The 22780-nt window shown below is 25.2% G+C and carries 22 protein-coding genes and 1 tRNA gene; 22 read left to right on the forward strand and 1 reads right to left on the reverse strand.

Features of this window, described 5'->3' with window-relative positions; translation table 11 throughout:
* Positions 1–298 precede the first annotated feature (298 nt).
* The 6 genes from polA to B5D11_RS02325 all read left to right on the forward strand — a co-directional run bounded on the left by polA (position 299) and on the right by B5D11_RS02325 (position 6981).
* A complete protein-coding gene (gene polA, locus B5D11_RS02300; RefSeq protein ID WP_078681438.1) occupies positions 299–2929 on the forward strand; it encodes a DNA polymerase I in 2631 nt (876 codons plus the stop codon).
* Positions 2930–3010: 81 nt separating this feature from the next.
* Positions 3011–3604: a dephospho-CoA kinase gene (gene coaE, locus B5D11_RS02305; protein WP_078681439.1), complete on the forward strand. Its 594-nt coding sequence runs from the start codon at positions 3011–3013 to the stop codon at positions 3602–3604.
* A gap of 12 nt (positions 3605–3616) precedes the next feature.
* Positions 3617–4180, forward strand: coding sequence for a lytic transglycosylase domain-containing protein (locus tag B5D11_RS02310; RefSeq protein WP_078681440.1), 564 nt, complete (start codon positions 3617–3619; stop codon positions 4178–4180).
* Positions 4181–4428: 248 nt separating this feature from the next.
* A tRNA-Leu gene (locus B5D11_RS02315) sits at positions 4429–4511 on the forward strand.
* A 292-nt stretch (positions 4512–4803) separates the two neighbouring features.
* Complete coding sequence (locus tag B5D11_RS02320) at positions 4804–5580, forward strand: L,D-transpeptidase (protein ID WP_078681441.1); 777 nt, start codon at positions 4804–4806, stop codon at positions 5578–5580.
* 243 nt (positions 5581–5823) lie between these two features.
* A complete protein-coding gene (locus B5D11_RS02325) occupies positions 5824–6981 on the forward strand; it encodes a DUF4317 family protein (protein WP_078681442.1) in 1158 nt (385 codons plus the stop codon).
* Between the two features lie 180 nt (positions 6982–7161).
* Here B5D11_RS02325 and B5D11_RS02330 read toward each other — a convergent pair whose 3' ends face one another.
* The gene (locus tag B5D11_RS02330) at positions 7162–8556 is read right to left on the reverse strand and encodes a M17 family metallopeptidase (RefSeq protein WP_164850142.1); all 1395 of its coding nucleotides are present in this window, start codon (positions 8554–8556) and stop codon (positions 7162–7164) included.
* A 133-nt stretch (positions 8557–8689) separates the two neighbouring features.
* Here B5D11_RS02330 and B5D11_RS02335 point away from each other — a divergent pair, with 133 nt between their 5' ends.
* The 16 genes from B5D11_RS02335 (at position 8690) to B5D11_RS02410 (ending at position 22730) form a co-directional block, all read left to right on the forward strand.
* Positions 8690–9196, forward strand: coding sequence for a GNAT family N-acetyltransferase (locus B5D11_RS02335; protein WP_078681444.1), 507 nt, complete (start codon positions 8690–8692; stop codon positions 9194–9196).
* Positions 9197–9460: 264 nt separating this feature from the next.
* Positions 9461–10180: a hypothetical protein gene (locus B5D11_RS02340; RefSeq protein WP_078681445.1), complete on the forward strand. Its 720-nt coding sequence runs from the start codon at positions 9461–9463 to the stop codon at positions 10178–10180.
* Between the two features lie 274 nt (positions 10181–10454).
* Positions 10455–10715, forward strand: a complete 261-nt coding sequence (locus tag B5D11_RS02345; RefSeq protein ID WP_078681446.1) for a DUF4321 domain-containing protein — start codon at positions 10455–10457, stop codon at positions 10713–10715.
* Positions 10716–10734: 19 nt separating this feature from the next.
* Positions 10735–11310 carry a Maf-like protein gene (locus B5D11_RS02350; protein WP_078681447.1) on the forward strand — a complete coding sequence of 192 codons (576 nt, stop codon included), beginning with the start codon at positions 10735–10737 and terminating at the stop codon, positions 11308–11310.
* A 25-nt stretch (positions 11311–11335) separates the two neighbouring features.
* Positions 11336–12022, forward strand: a complete 687-nt coding sequence (radC, locus tag B5D11_RS02355; protein WP_078681448.1) for a RadC family protein — start codon at positions 11336–11338, stop codon at positions 12020–12022.
* Between the two features lie 21 nt (positions 12023–12043).
* Positions 12044–13051 carry a rod shape-determining protein gene (locus B5D11_RS02360; protein WP_078681449.1) on the forward strand — a complete coding sequence of 336 codons (1008 nt, stop codon included), beginning with the start codon at positions 12044–12046 and terminating at the stop codon, positions 13049–13051.
* 3 nt (positions 13052–13054) lie between these two features.
* Positions 13055–13897, forward strand: coding sequence for a rod shape-determining protein MreC (mreC, locus tag B5D11_RS02365; protein WP_078681450.1), 843 nt, complete (start codon positions 13055–13057; stop codon positions 13895–13897).
* An 11-nt stretch (positions 13898–13908) separates the two neighbouring features.
* Positions 13909–14406 (forward strand): rod shape-determining protein MreD, encoded by a 498-nt coding sequence (gene mreD, locus B5D11_RS02370; RefSeq protein ID WP_078681451.1) that lies wholly within the window; start codon positions 13909–13911, stop codon positions 14404–14406.
* Positions 14407–14425: 19 nt separating this feature from the next.
* Positions 14426–17329 carry a penicillin-binding transpeptidase domain-containing protein gene (locus B5D11_RS02375; RefSeq protein WP_228201961.1) on the forward strand — a complete coding sequence of 968 codons (2904 nt, stop codon included), beginning with the start codon at positions 14426–14428 and terminating at the stop codon, positions 17327–17329.
* A gap of 116 nt (positions 17330–17445) precedes the next feature.
* On the forward strand, positions 17446–18078 hold the full coding sequence (gene minC / locus B5D11_RS02380) for a septum site-determining protein MinC (protein WP_078681452.1): 633 nt from the start codon (positions 17446–17448) through the stop codon (positions 18076–18078).
* Between the two features lie 18 nt (positions 18079–18096).
* Positions 18097–18897, forward strand: coding sequence for a septum site-determining protein MinD (gene minD / locus B5D11_RS02385; protein WP_078681453.1), 801 nt, complete (start codon positions 18097–18099; stop codon positions 18895–18897).
* 13 nt (positions 18898–18910) lie between these two features.
* The gene (gene minE, locus B5D11_RS02390) at positions 18911–19177 is read left to right on the forward strand and encodes a cell division topological specificity factor MinE (protein ID WP_078681454.1); all 267 of its coding nucleotides are present in this window, start codon (positions 18911–18913) and stop codon (positions 19175–19177) included.
* A gap of 86 nt (positions 19178–19263) precedes the next feature.
* On the forward strand, positions 19264–20373 hold the full coding sequence (gene rodA / locus B5D11_RS02395; RefSeq protein WP_078681455.1) for a rod shape-determining protein RodA: 1110 nt from the start codon (positions 19264–19266) through the stop codon (positions 20371–20373).
* Positions 20374–20409: 36 nt separating this feature from the next.
* Positions 20410–20781, forward strand: coding sequence for a methylglyoxal synthase (gene mgsA / locus B5D11_RS02400; protein WP_078681456.1), 372 nt, complete (start codon positions 20410–20412; stop codon positions 20779–20781).
* 272 nt (positions 20782–21053) lie between these two features.
* Positions 21054–21836: a M23 family metallopeptidase gene (locus B5D11_RS02405; protein WP_078681457.1), complete on the forward strand. Its 783-nt coding sequence runs from the start codon at positions 21054–21056 to the stop codon at positions 21834–21836.
* A gap of 36 nt (positions 21837–21872) precedes the next feature.
* Positions 21873–22730: a M50 family metallopeptidase gene (locus B5D11_RS02410; RefSeq protein ID WP_078681458.1), complete on the forward strand. Its 858-nt coding sequence runs from the start codon at positions 21873–21875 to the stop codon at positions 22728–22730.
* The last annotated feature ends 50 nt before the right edge of the window (positions 22731–22780 follow it).

The following is a 22780-nucleotide window of genomic DNA, read 5'->3' on the forward strand; positions in this document are numbered from 1 at the left end:
AAAAAATGCAATAGAAAAGGAATTTAAAAAATTAAAATATTTAAAAGCTTTGTTTATAGTTAATTTAATGGTAAAATGTTGGATGTAAGATAAAATTTATTTAAGATGTAAGACAAAATTTTTATAAAGAGTAAATATATTACTATATTTATATTTAGTTTTTATGTTTTATATTAAATAATATTATATTTAGAAAATTATTTTTATTATAATATAAAGTATTATTCACTTTATAATATATAAATTATTATAAACAAATGACTTTATGTTTATAATAAAAATTTGGGAGAGGATTATTGTGACAAAAGAAAAATTACTAATTTTAGATGGAAATAGTTTAATGAATAGAGCATTTTACGCTCTTCCAATGCTTACAAATAGTGAGGGACTGCATACAAATGCTCTTTATGGATTTATGAATATGTTATTTAAGATGAAAGAAGAAATAAAGCCAGATTATATAGTTTGTACTTTTGATAGAAAAGCACCTACATTTAGGCATGAAAATTTTAAAGATTATAAGGCTGGAAGAAAGAAGATGCCAGAGGAACTTAATGAACAATTTCCTGTTCTTAAAGAATTACTTAATCTTTTAGCTATAGATATTTTTGAAATAGACGGATTTGAGGCAGATGATTTAATAGGTACTTTAGCTGTATTTGCTGAAAGTAAAGGAATAGAAGTTTATATAGTAACTGGAGATAGAGATGCTCTTCAACTTGCAACAGATAATATAAAAGTAGTAATTACCAAAAAAGGCATGAGTGAAAAAGAAATATATGACAAAAATAGAATGATACAAGAATTTGGAGTAACTCCAAAAGAGTACATAGATGTTAAAGGCCTTATGGGAGATGCTTCTGATAACATACCAGGAGTACCTGGTATTGGTGAAAAAACTGCTTTTAAGCTTATTTCGCAATATAAAAGTATAGAAAATGTTTTAGAAAATATAGATAATATTAGCGGGAATAAAATAAGACAAAATTTAATGGAATATAGTGAACAAGCAATTTTTAGTAAAAAACTTGCAACTATAATGACAAATGTCCCAATTGAGATAAACTTAGATTCAATTAAATCAAAAGATAATTTTGATATTGAAGGAATTAAGAAAATGTTTTTCAAGCTTCAATTTAAATCTTTAATTGATAAACTTCCAAAGGGAAATTATGAAATGAAAGATTTAGATTTATATGATAAAAACAAAATAGAGTTTGAATACATAGATAGTATAGAAAAGTTAAAAAGTATAATTGAATATATAAAAGAAAATATATATTTTACTATTGATATTTTAAATCCTAATATATATTCAAAAATGGAAATAGATAAAATATATATGAAATCTCAAAATAAAAATTATATAATAATGATAAATAAACTTCTTCAAATAGATGAAAAAAATACAATATATTTTTTAAAGATGATATTTGAAAATGAAGATATACACAAAATTAGTTATGATAATAAAATTTCATATATATCATTTAATAAATTAGGAATAAATATAAAAGGCTTTATTTTTGATGTGAAAATAGCAGCTTACTTAATTGATTCATCAAAAGGGGAATATGAACTTTTAACTCTTATACAAGAATATTTAAAAACAGATATTAAAGAAAATGGTGATGAGCTTAAAATAAAAATGACATCGTATCTTGAAGAATTAAAAGAAATACTTTCTTCTAAGATAACAGAGTATAATATGGAAAAACTTCTTTATGAAGTTGAACAACCATTAACTGAAATATTAGCTTCTATGGAAGCTGAAGGATTTAAAGTTGAAAGTGCAATACTTGATGAACTTGGAGAAAAGTTTAAAAATGAAATAAATTTAGTTCAAAAAGAGATATATGATTTAGCAGGAGAAGAATTTAATATAAATTCGCCAAAGCAGCTTGGTAAAATTTTATTTGAAAAATTAGATCTTCCTGTTATCAAAAAAACAAAAACTGGGTATTCAACAAATGCTGAAGTATTGGAAGAATTATCTGATAAGCATCCTATAATAGATAAAATAGTATATTATAGACAGCTTACAAAATTATATTCTACATATGTAGAAGGATTAAAAAATGTTATAGACGAAGATGGAAAAATACATTCAAGTTTTAATCAAACAGTAACAACAACAGGTAGATTATCTAGTACTGAACCTAATTTACAAAATATACCTATAAAATATGAACTTGGGAAAGAGATAAGAAAGGTATTTGTTCCAAATAATGATGAGTGTTTAATATTATCAGCAGATTATTCTCAAATAGAATTAAGAGTACTTGCTCATATAGCTAATGATGAAAATCTTATAGATGCGTTTATTAATCATAATGATATACATACTAAAACTGCTTCTGAAGTATTTAAAGTTCCGATAGAAGAAGTTACTCCAATTATGAGAAGTAGAGCCAAAGCTGTAAATTTTGGTATTGTGTATGGAATAGGTGAATTTAGTTTGGCTAAAGATCTTAAAATAACTAAAAAAGAAGCTAAAACTTATATAGATACCTATTTTGAAAGATATCCTAATGTAAAAAAATATATGGAAGATATAATTAATTTAGCAAAAGAAAAATCTTTTGTTACTACTATTTTAAATAGAAGACGATATATACCTGAAATAAAATCTTCTAATAAAGTAGTTAGAGCTTTAGGCGAAAGATTAGCAATGAATACTCCTATACAGGGTAGTGCTGCAGATATTATAAAGCTTGCGATGGTTAATGTTTATAATGAACTAAAAAAGCAGCACTTAAAGAGTACATTAATACTTCAGGTTCATGATGAACTTATAATTAATGTATATAAAGATGAATTAGAAAAAGTTAAAAATATAGTAAAAAATGAAATGGAAAAAGTTTTAGAACTAAAAGTTCCTTTAGAGGTAGATATAAATATAGGTAAAAATTGGTATGAAGCTAAATAATTAATATATTAATATTTTGTTAGTTATTTAAACAAATTTAATCATTTAAATATTAATTTTAATTAAAGTTGTGGTGATAATATGATTAAGATTGGATTGACTGGAGGCATAGGAAGTGGGAAAAGTACTGTATCTAATATTTTAAAAGGATATGGGTATCCTATAATAGATGCAGATATAATTGCCAGAGATATACTTTTTAAGTATCCAGAAACACTTTATAATATAAAAATTCAATTTGGAGAAAAATTTTTTGATGAAAAAGGGAATTTAAAAAGAAGAGAATTAGGGAATTATGTTTTTAAAGAGCAATCTCTTAAGCAAAAGTTAGAAGATATAACATTACCTTATATTAAAAAAGAAATATTTGATCAAATTGAACAATATAATAAAAAAGGGGCTAAACTATGTATAGTTGATGCTCCAACTTTAATTGAAGTGGGTTTGCATAAATATATGGATTATAATATATTGGTATGGGTAGATGAAAATACACAGATAAAACGAGTGAAATATAGAGATTTATTAAGTGAAGATCTCATAAAAGATAGAATAAAAATGCAAATGCCTTTAGATAAAAAGAAAAATTATGTAGATTTTATTATAGATAATACAAAAACCTTAATACACACAAAAGAACAGGTTGAAGAAGTATTAAAAAAAATTTTGACATAGAGGGTATAAGAAATGAAGTTCAAAGTTATTATGCGTTCTTTTAGTGCGTTAATAGTTATTCTTATTTTTATAAATTTATATTATTTAGCTAAACTTTTTTTCCCATTAAAGTTTGCCAACCACATAATAAAATATTCTAAAGAATATTCTTTAAGTCCTTATTTGGTAGCTGCAGTAATTAAAACTGAAAGCAATTTTAAACCAGATGCAAAATCTAATAAAGATGCGTATGGATTAATGCAAATTACACCTTCAACTGCACAATGGGCTGCAAAAGAAATGGGTATACAGGATTATGAAGAAAATATGCTTTTAGATCCAGAATTTAATATAAAAATGGGATGTTGGTATATAGATAATCTAAAAAAAGAATTTAATGGAGACATAAATTTAGTTTTAGCAGCCTATAATGGTGGAAGAGGTAATGTGCAAAAGTGGCTTTCAAGCAGTGACCATTCTAAAGATGGTAAAAATCTTTATTATATACCATTTAAAGAAACAGATGAATACATAAAGAAGGTTAAGGTAAATTATAATATATATAAATTTTTATATAAATCTTTGGAAAAAGGATAAAAGTTCAGTATAATATTAATATTTTTTCTAATATAGTAAAAGTATTTAATACAAATTATTACAGTTTTTTAATTATAATAAACAAATACTTAAGTCTATTTAGATAAGAGAGATATAAAAAATCTCTCTTATAATTTTAAAAAATACTTGCAAAAGCATTGGAAACTGTATATAATTATACGTGTAAAAGATATAGTCAACATGTTCGAGAGTTATTAAAATACACGTGCATAAATCTAGCAAAATATGCGAGAGTGGCGGAATCGGCAGACGCGCACGTTTGAGGGGCGTGTGGGAGACCGTACGGGTTCAAGTCCCGTCTCTCGCACCATTTTATTAATATTTTATATTTTAGGGACTTTTTTAGCTTCTAATGTTAAAGTAGTTCATACGATTTTTAGTTATTTTTAACTAAACGTATGAACTTTTTTTATTTACATATATTGATGAAATTATAAATTTATGTTAATGTAAATTTTGTAGGTATTAAGAAAAGTATAGGTATTCTGTAAGAAAAGTGTAAATATATAAAATAAATGTAAATATATTTATTAAAATTATTGTTAATATCACTATAATATAACTTTTTTTATTTAATAACTAAAGGAGAGATTAGTAACAATATGTACAAAAAAATAAAAATATTATTTTTAATTGCTGCTGCAATCTTATTGACAAATTGTGATACTAAGTCTATTAACAATATAGCAACAGCTAATTTAAATACAGAGATTAAACAAAGCTCAGATGCTAATAAATTAAATGATAAATCACTAGCAAAAGAACAGCAAGAAGAAAAAGAAAATCCCAAAATAGAAGAAGATAACATAAAAAAAGAATTAGAGGATGAACAAGAATCAGAAACTAAACTTAAGCAAAATTTAAAAACAGAGGAGCAAAAACAGACTGAAAAAGTAGTAAAGAAAAATAATGCAACAACTATAAAAAAATCTGATGTTTCGAAAAATACACCTGAACAAATAGTTAATAATAAGAATTTGTCTTCTAGCACTAAGTATTTAATATATGTGGATTTAAAATCAAGACCTCAAACTACATATATATTTCAAGGTAGCAAGAATAAATGGAAATTAACTAAATCGTTTATATGTTCTGGAGGATTATCAAAACATCCAACAGTAACAGGACAATATACAGTTAAATCAAAAGGCAAATGGTTTTTTAATGAAAAATATAAAGAAGGTGCTGAAACTTATACACAATTTTATGGTAATTATTTATTTCATACAGTTCCTATGGATAAAAATCATAAAGTTACAAATCCTAATTTAGGACAGCCTTCATCTCATGGTTGTATTAGATTGGGAATACCTGATGCACGTTGGATTTATTACAATATTCCTAAGGGAACTAAAGTTTATATTCCTTATGCTTATTAACGTAATTTATAAATTTCTAAAAAATTTATAAATAAAAAGTAAATAAATATATTAATTAATTTTAAAATTATTGTATGATTAGCTTACCAAAAGTCTTTTTATTAAATGTTGACCATTATATATAGATATAATAGAAATTTAGGAACTCTATAAATTGTATAGTGGGAATTAATTTACAGCTTATTGTAGGTTAATCATTGTATAATAATTAATTAGACAAGCTTTTAATATGGGGGAATACTAATGAATAAAAAAGAATTAAATAGAATGAAGAAAGAGCTTAAGGCAGATAGTGCTATATTAAATATTAACGAAATTTATTCGGTATATTTAAAGAAAGATAATGGAGCAATAATTTATAATAATTTAAATCATTTTCAAATGCTAGATAGTGAAATGCAAGATTTTTATTTTAATAACTTTAAAAAGATACTTGGAGGGAATTTAGATACAAAATTATTTGAGCTAGAATTTAAAGATAACCCTAATGAAACACAATTGATTTTAAATAATATGTTAAAAAGTCAAGATAAAAATTTTTACATAGAATATGCAAATAAAATTATAGATAAAATTTTAAAAAACTATATATACGATTCAGATATAGTTATTACTTTTGTAAAAGGAGAATATTGGAAACCTAGCAATAATAAAAATAAAACTGAAATAGATGGAGAAGATGATATAGTTCAGTCTCTTCCTTTTATTATGGAAAGTATTAATAAAGTTGAACCTTTTAAAAAAACTGTAGTTTTTAATTTTGAAGAAAAAGAGTTTAAAGCAAGCAATATATTAGATACTGTTATAAACTTTAATAATCCTATTGAGGGATTTATGTTTCCTTCATTTGACAATGGATATTCTGATATAAATAAAATTTTATTTTATAATTCTAAGCCAAAAGAATTAAATTATAAATTTATAGAAAATGTTCTAAATTGTAGCATGAAATTAACTGCAGAGGAAGAAAAAAATTGTTTTATAGATATAGTAAAAACTGTAGTTGGTGAAAGTATAAAAACAGAAGTTATTGAAGATATATATTCAAGGATAACTGATATGGAAAATTTTTCTGATGAAGATGAAGAAATTAATATAGGGTTAAATGATATTAAAAATATTTTGAAAGATATTGGAGCTAAAGATGTTGAAGTTTTAGATAAAGTTTTTGACGAAAGTTGTGGGAAAGATTATAAATTTTCTGCTAAGAATATAGTTCCTAATTTTAAATCAAAATCATTAAAAGTGTGGAACGAAGATATATCAATAAGTGTAAATCCTAAAAATTTAAGTAGTATAAAACAAGTAAAAGGAACAAATGGAGAGAGATGTCTTCTTATTGAACTTAATGATGATGTGTTGGTTGAAGGTTTTAAACTTGCAACAGAAGATAATATATAAATATATTTTGCTATAAATGTAGTTTTAGTAAATGTATAAGTTATTTTAAATAAATTCAAAAGTCATGCATAAATTAGTAAACACTTTTTTAGGCATGACTTTTAACTTAGAATTATATAAAGTTCACTTTAATCACAATAATGTTATAGTTTTATAAAACATTTTATAAATAAAAATATTTTATTTAGTTAAATATTCTATTAAAGTTCTTGTAGGAATTCCTGTTGCTCCATTTTCCAAAAAATCTGATCCAGTAGATAAATTTGAACATCCTGCAATATCCAAATGAGCAAAATTAACATCTTCGGCAAAACTTTGAAGGAAAAGACCTGCAACTATTGCACCACAAGAAGTTCCAGTATTTTTTAAATCTGCGCTATCAGTTTTTAGCTGATCTAGATATTCTGGATTATTAGGAAGTCGCCAAAAATTTTCTCCAACTTCTTTTCCACAGGAAATTATTTTTTCTGCAAGTTCATCAGAATTACTTAAAAGTCCTATATTAATTTCTCCTAGAAAATTAGCACAAGAACCTGTTAATGTAGCAATGTCTATAATATTTGATGCACCTAATTCTTTAGCATAAGAAATAGCATCACAAAGTATTAATCTTCCTTCAGCGTCTGTAGATATTATTTCTACTGTTTTTGAACTATATGTAGTTATTACATCTCCAGGTTTATATGCATTACCTGAAGGCATATTTTCAACAACAGGTGCTAATGCAATGATATTTTTTTTAGGTTTTAACTTTCCTATAGCTTTCATAATACCTAAAACAGATGCTGCCCCAGCCATATCAGATATCATATTTTCCATACCTTTTCCAGGCTTTAAAGATATTCCTCCACTATCAAAAGTAACGCCTTTACCTACAATAGCAGTAATTTCTTTATTGTTAATATCCCCAAAATATTGAAGTATAATAAGTCTTGGACTTTGTACACTACCTTTACCTACATAAAGTATTGAATTCATACCCATTTGTTCAAGCATGTATTTATCAATTATCTTTACATCTAAATTTTCTTCTTTAGCTATATTTTCAGCTTGTTGTGCTATATATTTTGGTGTTATATAATTTGAAGGTAAATTTACAAGTTGACGTACATAGTTTACTGAATTTCCTACTATAAGACCTTTATTAATAGAATCTTTATATTGAGATATAATATTTATCTTTTGTAATTTAATTTTATCTTCAATTTTTTTTATGCCCTTAAATTTATATAAAGCTAATTCAATGCTTTGTCCTATTATATAACCAAAGTCTTCATTTAAATTATCCAAAATATCTAATTCTTCAATTAAATTTTTGATATTTTTAATAGCATATCCTAGAGATTTTAAAAGTCTTATTGAATTAAATTCTTCAGTTGAACCAAGTCCTATAATGAAAATTTTTTTATAAGATGTTTTCCCTAATGTGTTTAGCATTTCGAATTCCTTAAATTCTCCACAAATAGTAGAAAAATTCAATATTTCCTTTATTTCATCAGGGTATTCTAAGTTATAATTTTTAAATTTAAAAACTAAAAGATTTGAATATAATTTAATGTTATTTATGCCAATCATAATTGCACCTCCATTTAAATAATAACATATTTTCATAAAATTTTTATGAAAAATAATATTATTTTTCATAAAAAAATCAATGTTAGAGGAATTTAAAATTTTATGTAGAATATAAAATTTAAGAGGTGAATTTATGTTTGATATAAATATAAACATGGATAATATGGTTATTTCAAATATTGAACGTCAAGATATATTATATATAAAAGATTGGATTAATAATCAAAACTTAAGTTATTTAAACAACACAAAACCAATTGATTTTAATGAATTGTATGAAAGATTTTTAGAATATTATGTTAGTGAAAATGAATTCTTTTTAAAAATAACAAATGATGACAATTTAATTGGAATTATTAAAGGAAGAATAGAATTTAAAAATTTAAATGAAGTTTGGATTTGGAATTTTATTATAGATGAAAAATACAGAGGTAATGGAATTGGAAGTAAAATAATTGATTCTATAAAAAATTATTTTTTAAATAGTTTTGGAATTTATAGTTTTTATACAGTTGCTTGTGAAAAGGATATAAAAGCTCTTAAGTTTTGGAATAAAAATGGATTTGAAATTTCAAGAATTTCAAAAGGATATTTTAATATAAATGGTAATGATTTTGATATGTTTATTTTAAAAACATAAAAATTTCATAAAAAATAGCTTTGAATAATAGTGTTTTTATTTAAGTATTAGTAATTTTAATGAGACACTTTATTTGTAGCTATTTTAATTTTTAAGTTTTTTACTAAAAATAAAATCATAATTAAGTATATTATTAAGTATATTTTATTTATTATACCTTTAACTGTAAAATAAATTTTTTATTTATTTTTATCATAAAATAATATTTTTATAAGTATTATTAATATATAAAAGTTATATAAGTAATAAAGCGGAGGTATAATAATGAAATACACAAGATATGATATAAAAAGAAAAAAAAATAATAATTTTATTTTTGGTATAACATTAATTTCAACATTGATTTTTGCATTAATAATAGGAACATTAATTTCTAAAATCATTTTTAAAAATTCGTCATTGAATGAAAAAATATTTAAAATAGATAATTCAACAAATGTATCTAATGCTATTACAGAAAAAGAAGAAAAAAATTCTTTGAAATTTATAGGAATTCAAGGAGGATTATTTTCTCAAAGTGAAAATATACAACAATCTAAAAATATATTAAGTAATTATGGAATACCTTTTACTGTTACTGAAGAAAAAGGTACGAGAGTTATATTAGGTATATATAGTGAAGAAAAAGCTTTAAATATTATAAAAATTTTAAATGAAAATAACATTGACAATTCTAAGATTAATTTTGAAATAAACTTAATTAAAAATGATGCTTGTGATGAAGTTATTGCAGAACTTTTAAATGCTGAAATAAATATACTTAATGAAGTTTCTAATAAAGATACTAAATCTATAAAAACAAATGATTTAAAAGCATGGTGTGAAGAAAATACTAAAAAAGTTGATAATAAAAGTAAAAATTTTACTATATTAAATGAAATAAAAACAAACATAAATGGAATGCCTAATGAACTAGGCAAGGATAAAGTTTCTGAATATTATGTATTTATTTATAATACTTTGAAAAAGTTAAATGGTAAATAAAAACAAGTTATTAATAATTTAAGTGTTTTAGAAAATTTTAAAAAAACAGTATAAATATTATAAAATTCTAAATAATTATTAAATAATACTTTAAATACTTGTGTATATTTTTATTAAATGTTAAACTATAAACTATATGAAAATTATATTTTTTATATAATTTTCATATAGTTTATAGTTTATTTTATGTAAAATAATATGTTTGTACATATTTAAAAAACTATTAAAATATAAGTTTATTTAATGTATATAAACATAAGGAAGGGATATATAAATGAGGGGGCTAGATAAAAGTAAGGGGTTTTTAGCATTTATAATATTTTTAGGTGCTATAAGCGGAAGTCTTTTGGGGGATTTACTAGGAAGTAGATTTGAAAAATTATATTTTTTAAAAAATATATATTCAATAGGAACTTCTAAACCTTTATCATTAGATTTAAAAATATTAACTATTTCATTAGGCATAAATTTTAATATAAATTTAATGTCTATACTTGGCATAATATTGTCAATAATATTATATAGAAATAATTAGAATTTTAGGAAGTGATATAGTGAATATTGTTCTAGCTTCTTCTTCCCCAAGAAGGAAAGAACTTTTAGAAAAAATTATTAAAGATTTTTCAGTTATAAATAGTGATTTTGATGAAAAAACTGTTATATATAATGGTGATTGTAAAGAATATGTAAAAGATATATCTTTAGGTAAAGCCATAAAGGTTAGTGAAAATCTTAAAGAAGATAGTATAATTATAGCATGTGATACTGTTGTTTATTATAAAAGTAAAATTTTTGGGAAGCCCAAAGATAAGGAAGAAGCTTACAGTATGTTAAAAAGTTTAAGTGGTAATATGCATCAAGTTTGTTCTGGAATAACTATTATAAATAAAGCTTTATCCACTATTAAATGCGAAGCTGTTTGTACAGATGTATTTTTTTCTAATATTTCAGATTATGAAATTAATAAATATTTAGATAGCTTAGAATGGGTAGATAAAGCTGGTGGTTATGGTATTCAAGGGAAAGCAAGTATTTTTGTTGAAAAAATTCATGGTTGCTATTATAATGTTGTAGGACTTCCTTTAAATTGTCTTTATAATATGCTTTTGGAGATGGGGGTAAATCTATAATATATAAAAGGAGAATATTTTTATTATGGAAGATAGGCTTAAAATTATGGATTTACCAGAAACTGAAAGACCTAGAGAAAAATTATTAATGTATGGAGCACAAGTGCTATCAAATTCTGAGCTCTTAGCCATTATACTTAGAACTGGAAGTTCTAGTGAAAATATTATTAATTTAAGTACTAGAATTTTAAAAGAAACAGGTGGGCTAAATGGAATATTAAATTGTTCAGCTGAAGAATTGCTCTCATTAAAAGGAATAGGTAAGGCAAAAGCATCTCAACTTTTGGCATTAGGAGAACTTTTAAAAAGATTTAGATCCTTTTATTCAGGTGAACAGTATAAAATATCTGAGCCTAAAGATGCAGCTGAATATATTATGAATGAAATGAGATATTTAAAGCAGGAACATTTAAAAGTTATAATGTTAAATACAAAAAATATAGTCATAAAGGTAAAAGATATATCTATAGGGAGTCTTAATTCTTCTATTGTTCACCCTAGAGAAGTATTTTGTGAAGCAATAAAAAAAAGTAGTGCTTCAATTATTATATGTCATAATCATCCTTCTGGTGATCCTTCTCCAAGCAGGGAAGATATAAATCTCACTAATAGAATTAAAGATTGTGGAAAGTTGCTTGGAATAGAGCTTTTAGATCATATAATAATTGGAGATGGAATTTACGTAAGTTTAAAAGAAAAAGGTATATTGTAATTTGAAAGGAGATACACGTTTATGGGATTTTTTGGAATATCTAAAGATATGGGTATAGACTTAGGAACAGCTAATACTCTTATTTATGTTAAAGGTAAGGGAATAGTTCTTAGAGAACCTTCTGTTGTAGCTATAAATTGTGACACTAAAAAAGTTTTAGCTGTAGGACTTGAAGCAAAACAGATGATAGGAAGAACTCCGGGAAATATAAAGGCTATAAGACCTTTAAAAGATGGAGTTATTGCAGATTTTGATGTTACTCAAACAATGTTAAAAAAATTTATTGAAAAGGTCAGTCCTAAAAGTGCATTCACTAGTCCTAGAATAGTTGTATGTTTTCCTTCAGGAGTAACAGAAGTTGAAAAAAGAGCTATAGATGAAGCTACAAAACAAGCAGGGGCTCGTGAAGTATTATTAATGGAAGAGCCAATGGCAGCTGCTATTGGTGCAAATTTACCTGTTAATGAACCTACTGGAAGTATGATAGTTGACATTGGAGGAGGAACAACAGAAGTAGCTGTAATATCACTTGGAGGAATAGTAACAAGTAAATCATTAAGAGTAGCTGGAGATGAATTAGATCAATCAATAATAAATTATATAAAAAAAGAATATAATTTAGCTATTGGAGAAAGAACGGCTGAAGCTGTTAAAATAGAATTAGGATCAGCATATCCTCAAGAAAGTGAAAGTACTATGCAAATAAAAGGTAGAGATTTAATATCAGGACTTCCTAAAATTATAGATATTACTGATGGAGAAGTAAGAGAGGCTTTAAAAGAACCAGTTTCAGCTATTATAGATGCAATTAAAACTACTTTAGAGAAAACTCCGCCAGAACTTGCAGCAGATATTATGGACAAAGGAATTATGTTAGCTGGAGGAGGAGCACTATTAAAAGGATTAGATAAGCTTATAAATAATGAAACACATATGCCTGTACACATAGCAGAATCACCTCTTGACTGTGTTGGCTTAGGTGCTGGAAAAGCCCTAGATCATATTGATAAGGTAAGTAGAAAAAGATAATATATGAAACTTTTAAAGAATAAACTGACAGTAATTATAATTATACTGTCAGTTAGCTTTTTAATATTGATTGGGCTAAGCGTCAAGAGAGAAAATGTAACTGCAGTGGAAAATGGTATAGGTAGTGCTATTAATTTAATACAAGGAAGTATCTATAAGGTAGGAAATTCTATAAAAGAAACAGTAGGGTCTATTTTTAAATTATCGTCTATTAAAAAAGAAAATGAAGAGCTTAGAGAAAAAAATAATGAACTTGAAAGAAAACTTTTAGAATATAATTCTCTTTTAAAAGAAAATCAAAGATTAAGAGAGGCATTAAATTTTGTAGATCAACGCTCTGAATATAGTTATATAGGATGCAATATAATTGGTAAAAGTGGAGGTAATTTTTTAGATGGATTTATAATAGATAAAGGAACTAAAGATAATATAAAAAAGGGTATGGTAGTAATAACATCAAGAGGTTTAGTAGGTCAAGTTACAAAAACTGCTTCAAACTGGTCTTTAGTTAATTCTATTTCTAATGAAAATATAGCTGTAAGCGGTATAGTTGAAAGCACCAATGAGACTGGGATTGTAAAAGGGTATACTGATTCAGAAAATACTCTTCTTGCTAAATTATATTATTTGCCACAAGATTCTCAAATAAAAAAAGGAGATATTGTCTTAACTTCAGGATATGGGAACTTTTATCCTAAAGGAATAAGGATTGGAGAAGTTATTGATATAGAAGAAGATAAAGGTAAAATAATGAAAAATGCTATAATAAAACCATATGTAGATTTTAATAAATTAGAAGAACTTTTAATAGTAATGCCTAAAGAAATAAGAGATATTAAATACTAAGGTGTGAAAGTATGAAAAAGATTTTTGTGTTAACTTTTTTATGTTTATTATTTTTTATCATGGATAATACGATAGTACCTTTTTTTGCTATAAAAGGATGTTATCCGAGTCTTCTATTGTTATTTGTTATATTTTATTCAATAATAAATGGCAGCTATCAAGGTATATGGATAGGCGTTTTTTCAGGTATTTTACAAGATTTATATTTTTTCAATGGTTTTGGAGTAAATGCTTTTACCAATATGATTATATGTTTTGTAGCTGGATATATTGGAGTAACTATATTTAAAGAAAAAAGTCTTGTACCTATTATATCTTCTTTTTTTCTTACATTAGCAAAAGGAATACTTGTATTTTTGATTTTATATGTACTAAAAGTAAATATATCAATTGATAATATTTTTTATAATAGTTTATATTCTATGGTTGTTTCTATATTTATGTATAAATGGGTATATAAATTATGTCAAAAAGAGTATATGAAAAAAAATTGGAGCTTTTATGATTAAATTTTAGAAAGGAGAATATATGAAAAAAAGGAAAAATCAATTTAATAGATTTGTTTCGCTTTGCTTAATAATGATAATTATTTTCGTATCTATTGTGTCAAGGCTTGTATTTCTTCAAATTGTAAAGGCGGATGAATATAAAGACAAAGCAAATACTAAGGCTATTAGTGAGCTTCAAGAGTATGCACCCAGAGGTAAGATACTTGCAAATGATGGAGTAACTCAACTTGCTACTAATGTTCAAAGTTATAATGTTACTTTTACAGTAACAGATGAGAGCAATAAAAATTTTTTTGATACTATGGATATTGTATTTAAAATATTAGATGAAAATAATGAAATACAAAAAGATGATTTTGAACTAAAAGTTAATCCATTTAGATTTGAATTTAAGGCTCAAGATGAAGATGCAAGAAAAAATGCAGAAATTAGATTTAAAAGAGACAGGGGATTAAATGAGAAGGTTCAAAAGGAACTTTTTAAAGATAAAAGTCAAGATGAACTTACAGAAGAAGATGAAGATAAAATTAATGAAGAACTTTTAAAAATTACTCCTGAAGAAACTTTTAATTATCTTGTTAATCAATATATGGTTTCTCCTGAAGGAATATTTAAATATATCATTGAAGGATATAAAGATAGTCCAGATGATGTATTAAATAAAATACATGAAAGATATAAAATTAATATTGATGAAGAGCTTAAAACAATGCTTAAAGAATATTCTACAACTACTAAAAGTAATGAAAAAGAAGATATTTTTAACAAGCTCTTATTAAAATGTAAAGTAGAAGATACAAAACTTTCAAAAGATAAACAAATTGAACTTGAAAGAAGATATATACTAGTAAAAGATGCTATAAAAATGCAGAGTTTTTCAAGCTATAAACCTGTAGTTATTGCAAGTAATATCAAGAAAGAAACTGCTTTTATATTTTCTCAAAAACTTAATGACTTACCTGGACTTGATATATCAATGCAGCCTATGAGAAGCTATCCATTTGGAGAATTAGCATCAGCTGTAATTGGATATATTTCAAAGATAGGTAATAATAATGATAAATATGAGGAAAAAGGATATGATGTAAATACTGATTATATAGGTATACAGGGTATTGAAGCTGCATTTGAAGATAGATTAAAAGGCTCAAAAGGAGGAAGAATTGTAAAGTTAAATAGATATGGAAGAGTTATAGAAGAACTTGGAAGAAGAGAGCCTTATCCTGGTCAAACAATACAGCTTACTATAGACAAAAATGTTCAATATGCAGCAGAAACAGCCTTAGATAAAGTTATGCTAAATTTACAAAAACAAGGGAGAGTAGGAGATGTTAATACATCTAATGCTACAAGAGGTGCAGCTGTAGCAGTAGATGTAAACACTGGTGCAATACTTGCACTTGCTTCAAGGCCTGGATTTAATCCAAATGATTTCTCTAACCCAAGTGGGCTTAGTACTGAAAAATTTAAAAAATATTTTGATCCAGATTATGTAACGTATGGTAAGTCCAGAAGATTAAGTAATTCTATGATAGAAAAACTTTTTCCGATAAATAGTAAAACAAATAAAAGATATGATAAATATGATTTTGTCCCAAAATATCTTTATAATTATGCAACTTATGCATTAGTACCTCCAGGTTCAACATTTAAACCTATGACTGCTATAGCAGGACTTGAATCAGGAGCTATTGATAAAAACTTTACTATTTTTGACAATGGAACATTTACAGGAGTTGATGGAAAAACATATAACAAATTTCCACGATACGGTAATATAAATTTAACACAAGCACTAGCTGTATCAAGCAATCCATATTTTATGACTGTTGGTGATAGGTTGTTAAAATTATCTAACTATAAAAATTATGATATTTTAGCACAATATGCTTGGAAATTCGGCTTAGGAGTCAAACCAAATTCTGGAATAAAGCCTACTACAGGTATAGAAATTGGAGAGAATTTTGGGCAGGTATTTAATAGCTGGAGTAATAGTAATAACTACGCAACAAATTATTATTTTGTAGTTAGAGATGTTTTAAAATCTGGTAAAAGCACTAGAGGAGGTAAAAACTTTACTCCGATTTATATAGAAGAAGAGCCTGGAGATACTCAAAAGGTATTGCTTTTAAAAAAAGAATTTGAAGAAAAAATAAAAGAAATTATAAGAACAGGTGGATTTTTAAATAAAGAAATAGGTAATAATGCATATAAAAGAGACAGTTATGTTTTAAAAATCTATACTGAATATTTAACTAAGTTAATAGAAGCAGATAGCAGATATAAAGATAAAAATATATCCAAAGATGAAATAAATAATATTGCCAATGAAATGTTAATGGTAACAATATATGATGGATATATACAAAGTACATTCCCATTTAATATGTATATTGCAGCTATTGGACAAGGTAATAGTAATTTTACTCCGCTTCAACTTGTCAATTATGTTGCAACTATAGCTAATGGAGGTAATAGATATAAACTTCATTTAGTTGATAAAATAATGGATTCAGATGGTAACATTATAGAAGAAAATAAACCAGAAATTGTAGAAAAAACCAATGTAAAAAAATCTACACTTGATGCTGTTATAGCAGGTATGCAAGCAGTTACAGGTGAAGATGGTACGGCAAAAGCAGCGTTTAGAAATTTTCCAATAGCTACTGCTGGTAAAACAGGTTCAGCAACGTATAATGAAAATATTCAAGACGAAGTTGGAAGAACATCTTATGGTGTTTATGTAGGTTTTGCTCCAGTAGAAAATCCTAAAATTGCCGTAGCTGTACTTATATTTGATGGAGGTCATGGAGGGTATATTGCTCCTGTAGCTAGAGCAATGTATGAAGCTTATTTTAAAGAAGAATTAGATGCTATGGGATATACTCCACAATTTGACGTTATAGCTAAAAAAATTGAATAAAAAATAAAATTAGACGGCATTACCGTCTAATTTTATTTTTTATTTTTAATTTTAAAGAAGGATTTTAACAAAATTTGTTGAATTATAAAATTATGCCCTTTGCTTGGAGGTTTGTTATGTTAGATGACAAAATAATTATTAAAGGAAATAAAGATGGATTACATGCAATTATAAATATGAATAAATTTAAAGATTTTGATGAAATGATTGAATACCTTATAGAAAAATTATCGAAAGGGAAAAAATTTTATAAAGGCAGTACTCTTAAAATAACTACTGAACTTAAATATATAAGTGAAAGAGAAGTAAGCAAACTTAAAGATGTTTTATTTGATGAATTTATGATAAAAGATTGTATCTTTGAAGATAAAGAAGAAAAAAGCAGTAAATTTTTTTCAGGGATATATGAAGGGCGTACTAAATTTTTAAGAAAAACAGTTAGGAGTGGTCAATGTATAAATTATAGTGGTAATGTTGTAATTATTGGCGACGTAAATTCAGGAGCAGAAGTTTTTGCTGGTGGAAATATAGTTGTTCTTGGTTCGTTAAAGGGGCATGTTCATGCAGGATTTGGAGGTAATGATAAGGCAATTATAGCAGCATTTAGGTTACAGCCAGAAATTCTTCAAATTGCTGATATAATGACTCGTTCTCCAGATGATGCCATAAAGCCTCAATATCCAGAGATTGCTAAAATAAAAGATAATACTATAATTGTAGAGCCATACTTATTTAATAAGTTTATATAAAATAGGAGGTATTTATTAATGGGAGAATCAATAGTGGTTACTTCAGGTAAAGGTGGAGTAGGTAAAACAACAACAACAGCAAATATAGGAACAGCATTAGCTAGTATGGGGAAAAAAGTTGTTGTTGTTGATGGAGATACAGGCCTTAGAAATTTAGATGTTTTAATGGGACTAGAAAATAGAATTGTGAATACTTTAATTGATGTTATTGAAGAAAGATGTAGATTAAAATCAGCACTTATAAAAGATAAAAGGTTTAGTAATTTGTTTTTACTTCCAACAGCTCAAACTAGAGACAAAACAGATGTTGAACCTAAAAAAATGCTTAAGCTAATAGAAGAGCTTAAGGATGAATTTGATTATGTAATGATAGACTCTCCTGCAGGAATTGAGCAAGGTTTTGAGAATGCAATAATAGGGGCAGATAGGGCTATAGTAGTTGTAAATCCAGAATTAACTTCTGTTAGAGATGCAGATAGAGTTATTGGTAAATTAGACGCAAAAGGATTAGAAAGACATGAACTTATTATAAATAGAATAAATTATGATATGGTAAAAAAAGGGGATATGCTTGATATAAATGATATATTAGAGTGTTTAGCTGTTAAACTTATAGGAGTCGTACCTGATGATAAAAATGTAACAGTATCAACTAATAAAGGAGAACCTATAGTATTAGATGATACAGCTGTTTCAGGACAAGCATTTAAAAACATAGCTAAAAGAATTATGGGAGAAGAAGTTCCTTTTATGTCTTTAAATAGCGAAGAAAGCGGCTTTTTACATTCACTTAAAAAATTTTTTCTAAAATCAAGATAGGGAGGGGAGTGTTATGGATATTTTTAAAATTTTTTCATCAAAATCTTCTCCAAAAGAAGTTGCAAAGGAGAGATTGCAACTTATATTAATTCACGATAGGGCGGATTTTTCACCAGAACTTTTAGAAAATATAAAAAGTGAAATATTTAATGTTTTAGCAAAATATGCGGAATTTGATACTTCAGATATAGAAATTAAATTGACGCATACAGAAGAAAATAATAATTCTTCACCAGCTTTAGTTGCAAGCATACCTATTAAAAGAACTAAAAAAATCTAAATATTGGCTATGTATAATTTAAATATTATACATAGCTTTTTTATGTATATATTGATATAATATAATTTATTAGTGGAGGGAGATTAATGTTAGAGAAATTTAAGATAAATAATAAGCTCTTAAAAGAATTGGATTACACTATAATAATTATTTCAATTATTATAGTACTTTTTGGAAGTATTAATATATATAGCGCTACTAGAAAATTTGGTTTTCATTATTTTAAATTACAACTTATCTGGCTTTTTATTGCTTTAATTTTAGTATATTTTATTTTGCTTTTTGATTATTCTTTTTTAATGAATTACGCTGGAATAATTTATTGGGCTTCTATAATTTTATTAATTATAAATGATACTTTAGGTAAGGTAACCAATGGAGCTAGATCTTGGATTGCAATAGGCAATAGAGGTATACAGCCTTCAGAATTTGCTAAAATAGCAATTATAATAATGCTTGCAAAAAAACTTGAAGATATGGAAGGAAATATTAATAATATAAAAAACTTTATTTCTCTGTGTTTTTATGCCGCCCTTCCTATGTCTTTAATAGTTATTCAACCAGATATGGGAATGACTATGGTTTGCTTTTTTATAGTACTTGGTATATTTTATACTGCAGGTTTAAATACAAAAGTAATAGGATGGGGATTTTTAGGAATTATAATTGTTATAGCAATTGCATGGAATTCTATAATTCCTCCATATATGAAACTTAGATTAACATCATTTTTAAATCCTGAAGCAGATGAACTTGGATCAACTTTTCAACTTACAGCCTCTCTTATTGCTGTAGGTTCTGGTGGAATTTTTGGTAAAGGATTTTTAAAAGGAACTCAAATATCTGGAGGATTTATTCCTGAAGCTTTTACTGATTTTATATTTGCTGTTGTAGGCGAAGAATGGGGACTAGTTGGTGCAATAACTTTAATTGTATTATATGCTATATTACTATATAGATTTATTAAAATAGCAAGTACATCTAAAGATATATTTGGTTCTATAATATGTATAGGTGTTGTTTCATCATTTTTATTTTCAATACTACAAAACATTGGAATGAATATAGGAATTATGCCTATAACGGGAATTACTCTTCCTCTTATGAGTTATGGAGGGAGTTCGATGGTTACAAATTTCATAGCTATTGCTTTAGTTTTAAATATAGGAATGAGAAGAAAAAAAATTAATTTTTAAATATAAAAATATGTTTAAATATAGGGGGAATTAACTATGAAGATAGCATTAATAGCTCATGATAAGAAAAAAGATGATATGGTAGAATTTGTCCAAAGATATAAAGATGTATTTAATCAACATGAACTTTTTGCAACAGGAACAACAGGAAGAATTATAAGTGAAAATACAGGACTTAAAGTTCATAGATTTTTATCAGGACCATTAGGAGGAGATCAGCAGATTGGAAGTAAAATTGCTGAGGGAGAAATTAATTTTGTTATATTTTTAAGAGATCCATTGACTGCTCAGCCTCATGAACCAGATGTAAGTGCTTTACTTAGACTTTGTGATGTGCATCATGTTCCTTTAGCTACCAATATAGGATCTGCAGAAATTTTTTTAAAAGCCCTCATTAATCATAAATAAAAATATTATAACAAGTAAGTTACAGTAAAACAAATATTTATCTAACTTATTTAATAAATAAAGCCATGTATAAAAATGCGATATGCTCTTTATATAAACAGTTTAAATAATAAAACTGTTTATATAAATAGGGTAAGCTTGCTATTTATACATGGCTTTTTATTTATGTTAAATGTATTTATGTGTTTTTATACAGATTATTTTTTTGGAATATTAATTTATTTATTAAAATATATATAAGTAGTAAAAAAACTAGTACGGAGGAATTTAAAATGGGAAACTATAATTCACAATATGAAAGTTATTATAGTAGTTTGATAAATAAAAAGAAAAAAAAGGATTATTATAATTATAAATCAAATGATAGTTCCATATTCAAATTTGATAAAAATTATATATTTAAAAGACTTGTAAGAGAACTCATTGGAGTATTTATATTGTTTATTTTTGTAATTAGCTGTAAAACTTTAGTTACACCAAAAACAAAAGAAATTTATAGTTATTCAAAAAAAATAGTAAATGAAAATTTAAATTATAATTCTGTATTAGCTTCTGCTAAAACAATAAATTTAAAAAGCATAGAAGAAAAATCTATAAATTGGATAGAAAACATAAAAACAAAACTTACAGGAGAGAAGATTATTAAAAATAAAATAAATAATGAATTTATATTACCTGTAGAAGGATCTATAATTTCAAAATTTGGAGAAGAAATTACTAATTTAAATGGTGAAAAAAAAGTTCACGAGGGAATTGATATAAGCATAAATAATAATTCTGAAATTATATGCCCTTATGAAGGAAAAGTTAAATCTATTGGAGAAGATAAAAGTTTAGGTAAATATATAATAATAGATCATGGTAATGGTATTGAAACTAAATATGGAGCTTTAGGTGATATTTTAGTAAAAAATGAAGAATTATTAAGTAAAGGTACTGTAATAGGAAAAAGCGGCAGTAATAATGAATCTAAATCGCCTCATTTACATTTTGAACTTATGTACATGGGTGAAAACAAAAATCCTGAAGAATATATAAATTTTTCTCAAAAATAAATAGCCCTTAAGCAGCAATTTCAATTGGAGGCAGCTTTGATAAAAGTAAATAAATTTTTTTTCCCATATTTTATATTTCTTATTCTTATTGGTTTTAAAGGTCAAATTATAATGGCCTTTTTAATTGTTATATTTCATGAATTTGTTCATTATTTTACTTCATTAATTTTAGGATTTTCAGGTTTTGCTATAGAAATACTTCCAATTGGAGCAAGATTAGCTTTAAAGGGAATTGATGAAGTTTCTCCTAAACAAGACATAATAATATCTTTATCAGCACCATTATTTAATTTGATTATGGCTATATTTTTTTATTATTTATATAAAAATTATAAATTTAATTACAGTTTTTTGTTATATAAGGGAAATTTAACATTAGGTATTTTTAATTTAATACCTGCATTTCCTTTAGATGGAGGGAGAATACTTCGCAGTATTTTAAGTTTAAAAACTATATATAAAAAGGCAAATGAAATTACCATTAAAACAAGTATTATACAAGGTTTAATACTTCTATGTATTTCTATAATATTAATAATATTTAATATTAATAATATAAATATTATAGCTATAGCTTTACTTATTTTATATTCTTCAAAAAAAGAAAAAGAAAGGATAGTTTATATTATTATGGGTGATATTATAAAAAAAAAGTATAAATTTTTAAAACAAGGATATATAGAAAATAAAAATTTATCTATAAATTATAAAAACGATTTAATTACTGCATTAAGTATAGTAGATAAAAATAAATATATTATATTTACAGTTCTTGATAATGATATGAAATTTATGGATATAATTTATGAAGAAGAATTAATAGAAGGTTTAAAAATTCATGGGAATATAACTATAGAAGAATTTATAAACATAAGGGAAGAAAACATTTATTAAATAAGCTATTAAATAATCTATCTTTATGTTAAAATATCATAGATGTTTTT

It is taken from the genome of Clostridium sp. USBA 49 (assembly GCF_900167505.1).
In the GTDB taxonomy this organism is placed as follows: Bacteria; Bacillota; Clostridia; order Clostridiales; family Clostridiaceae; genus Clostridium_AT; species Clostridium_AT prolinivorans.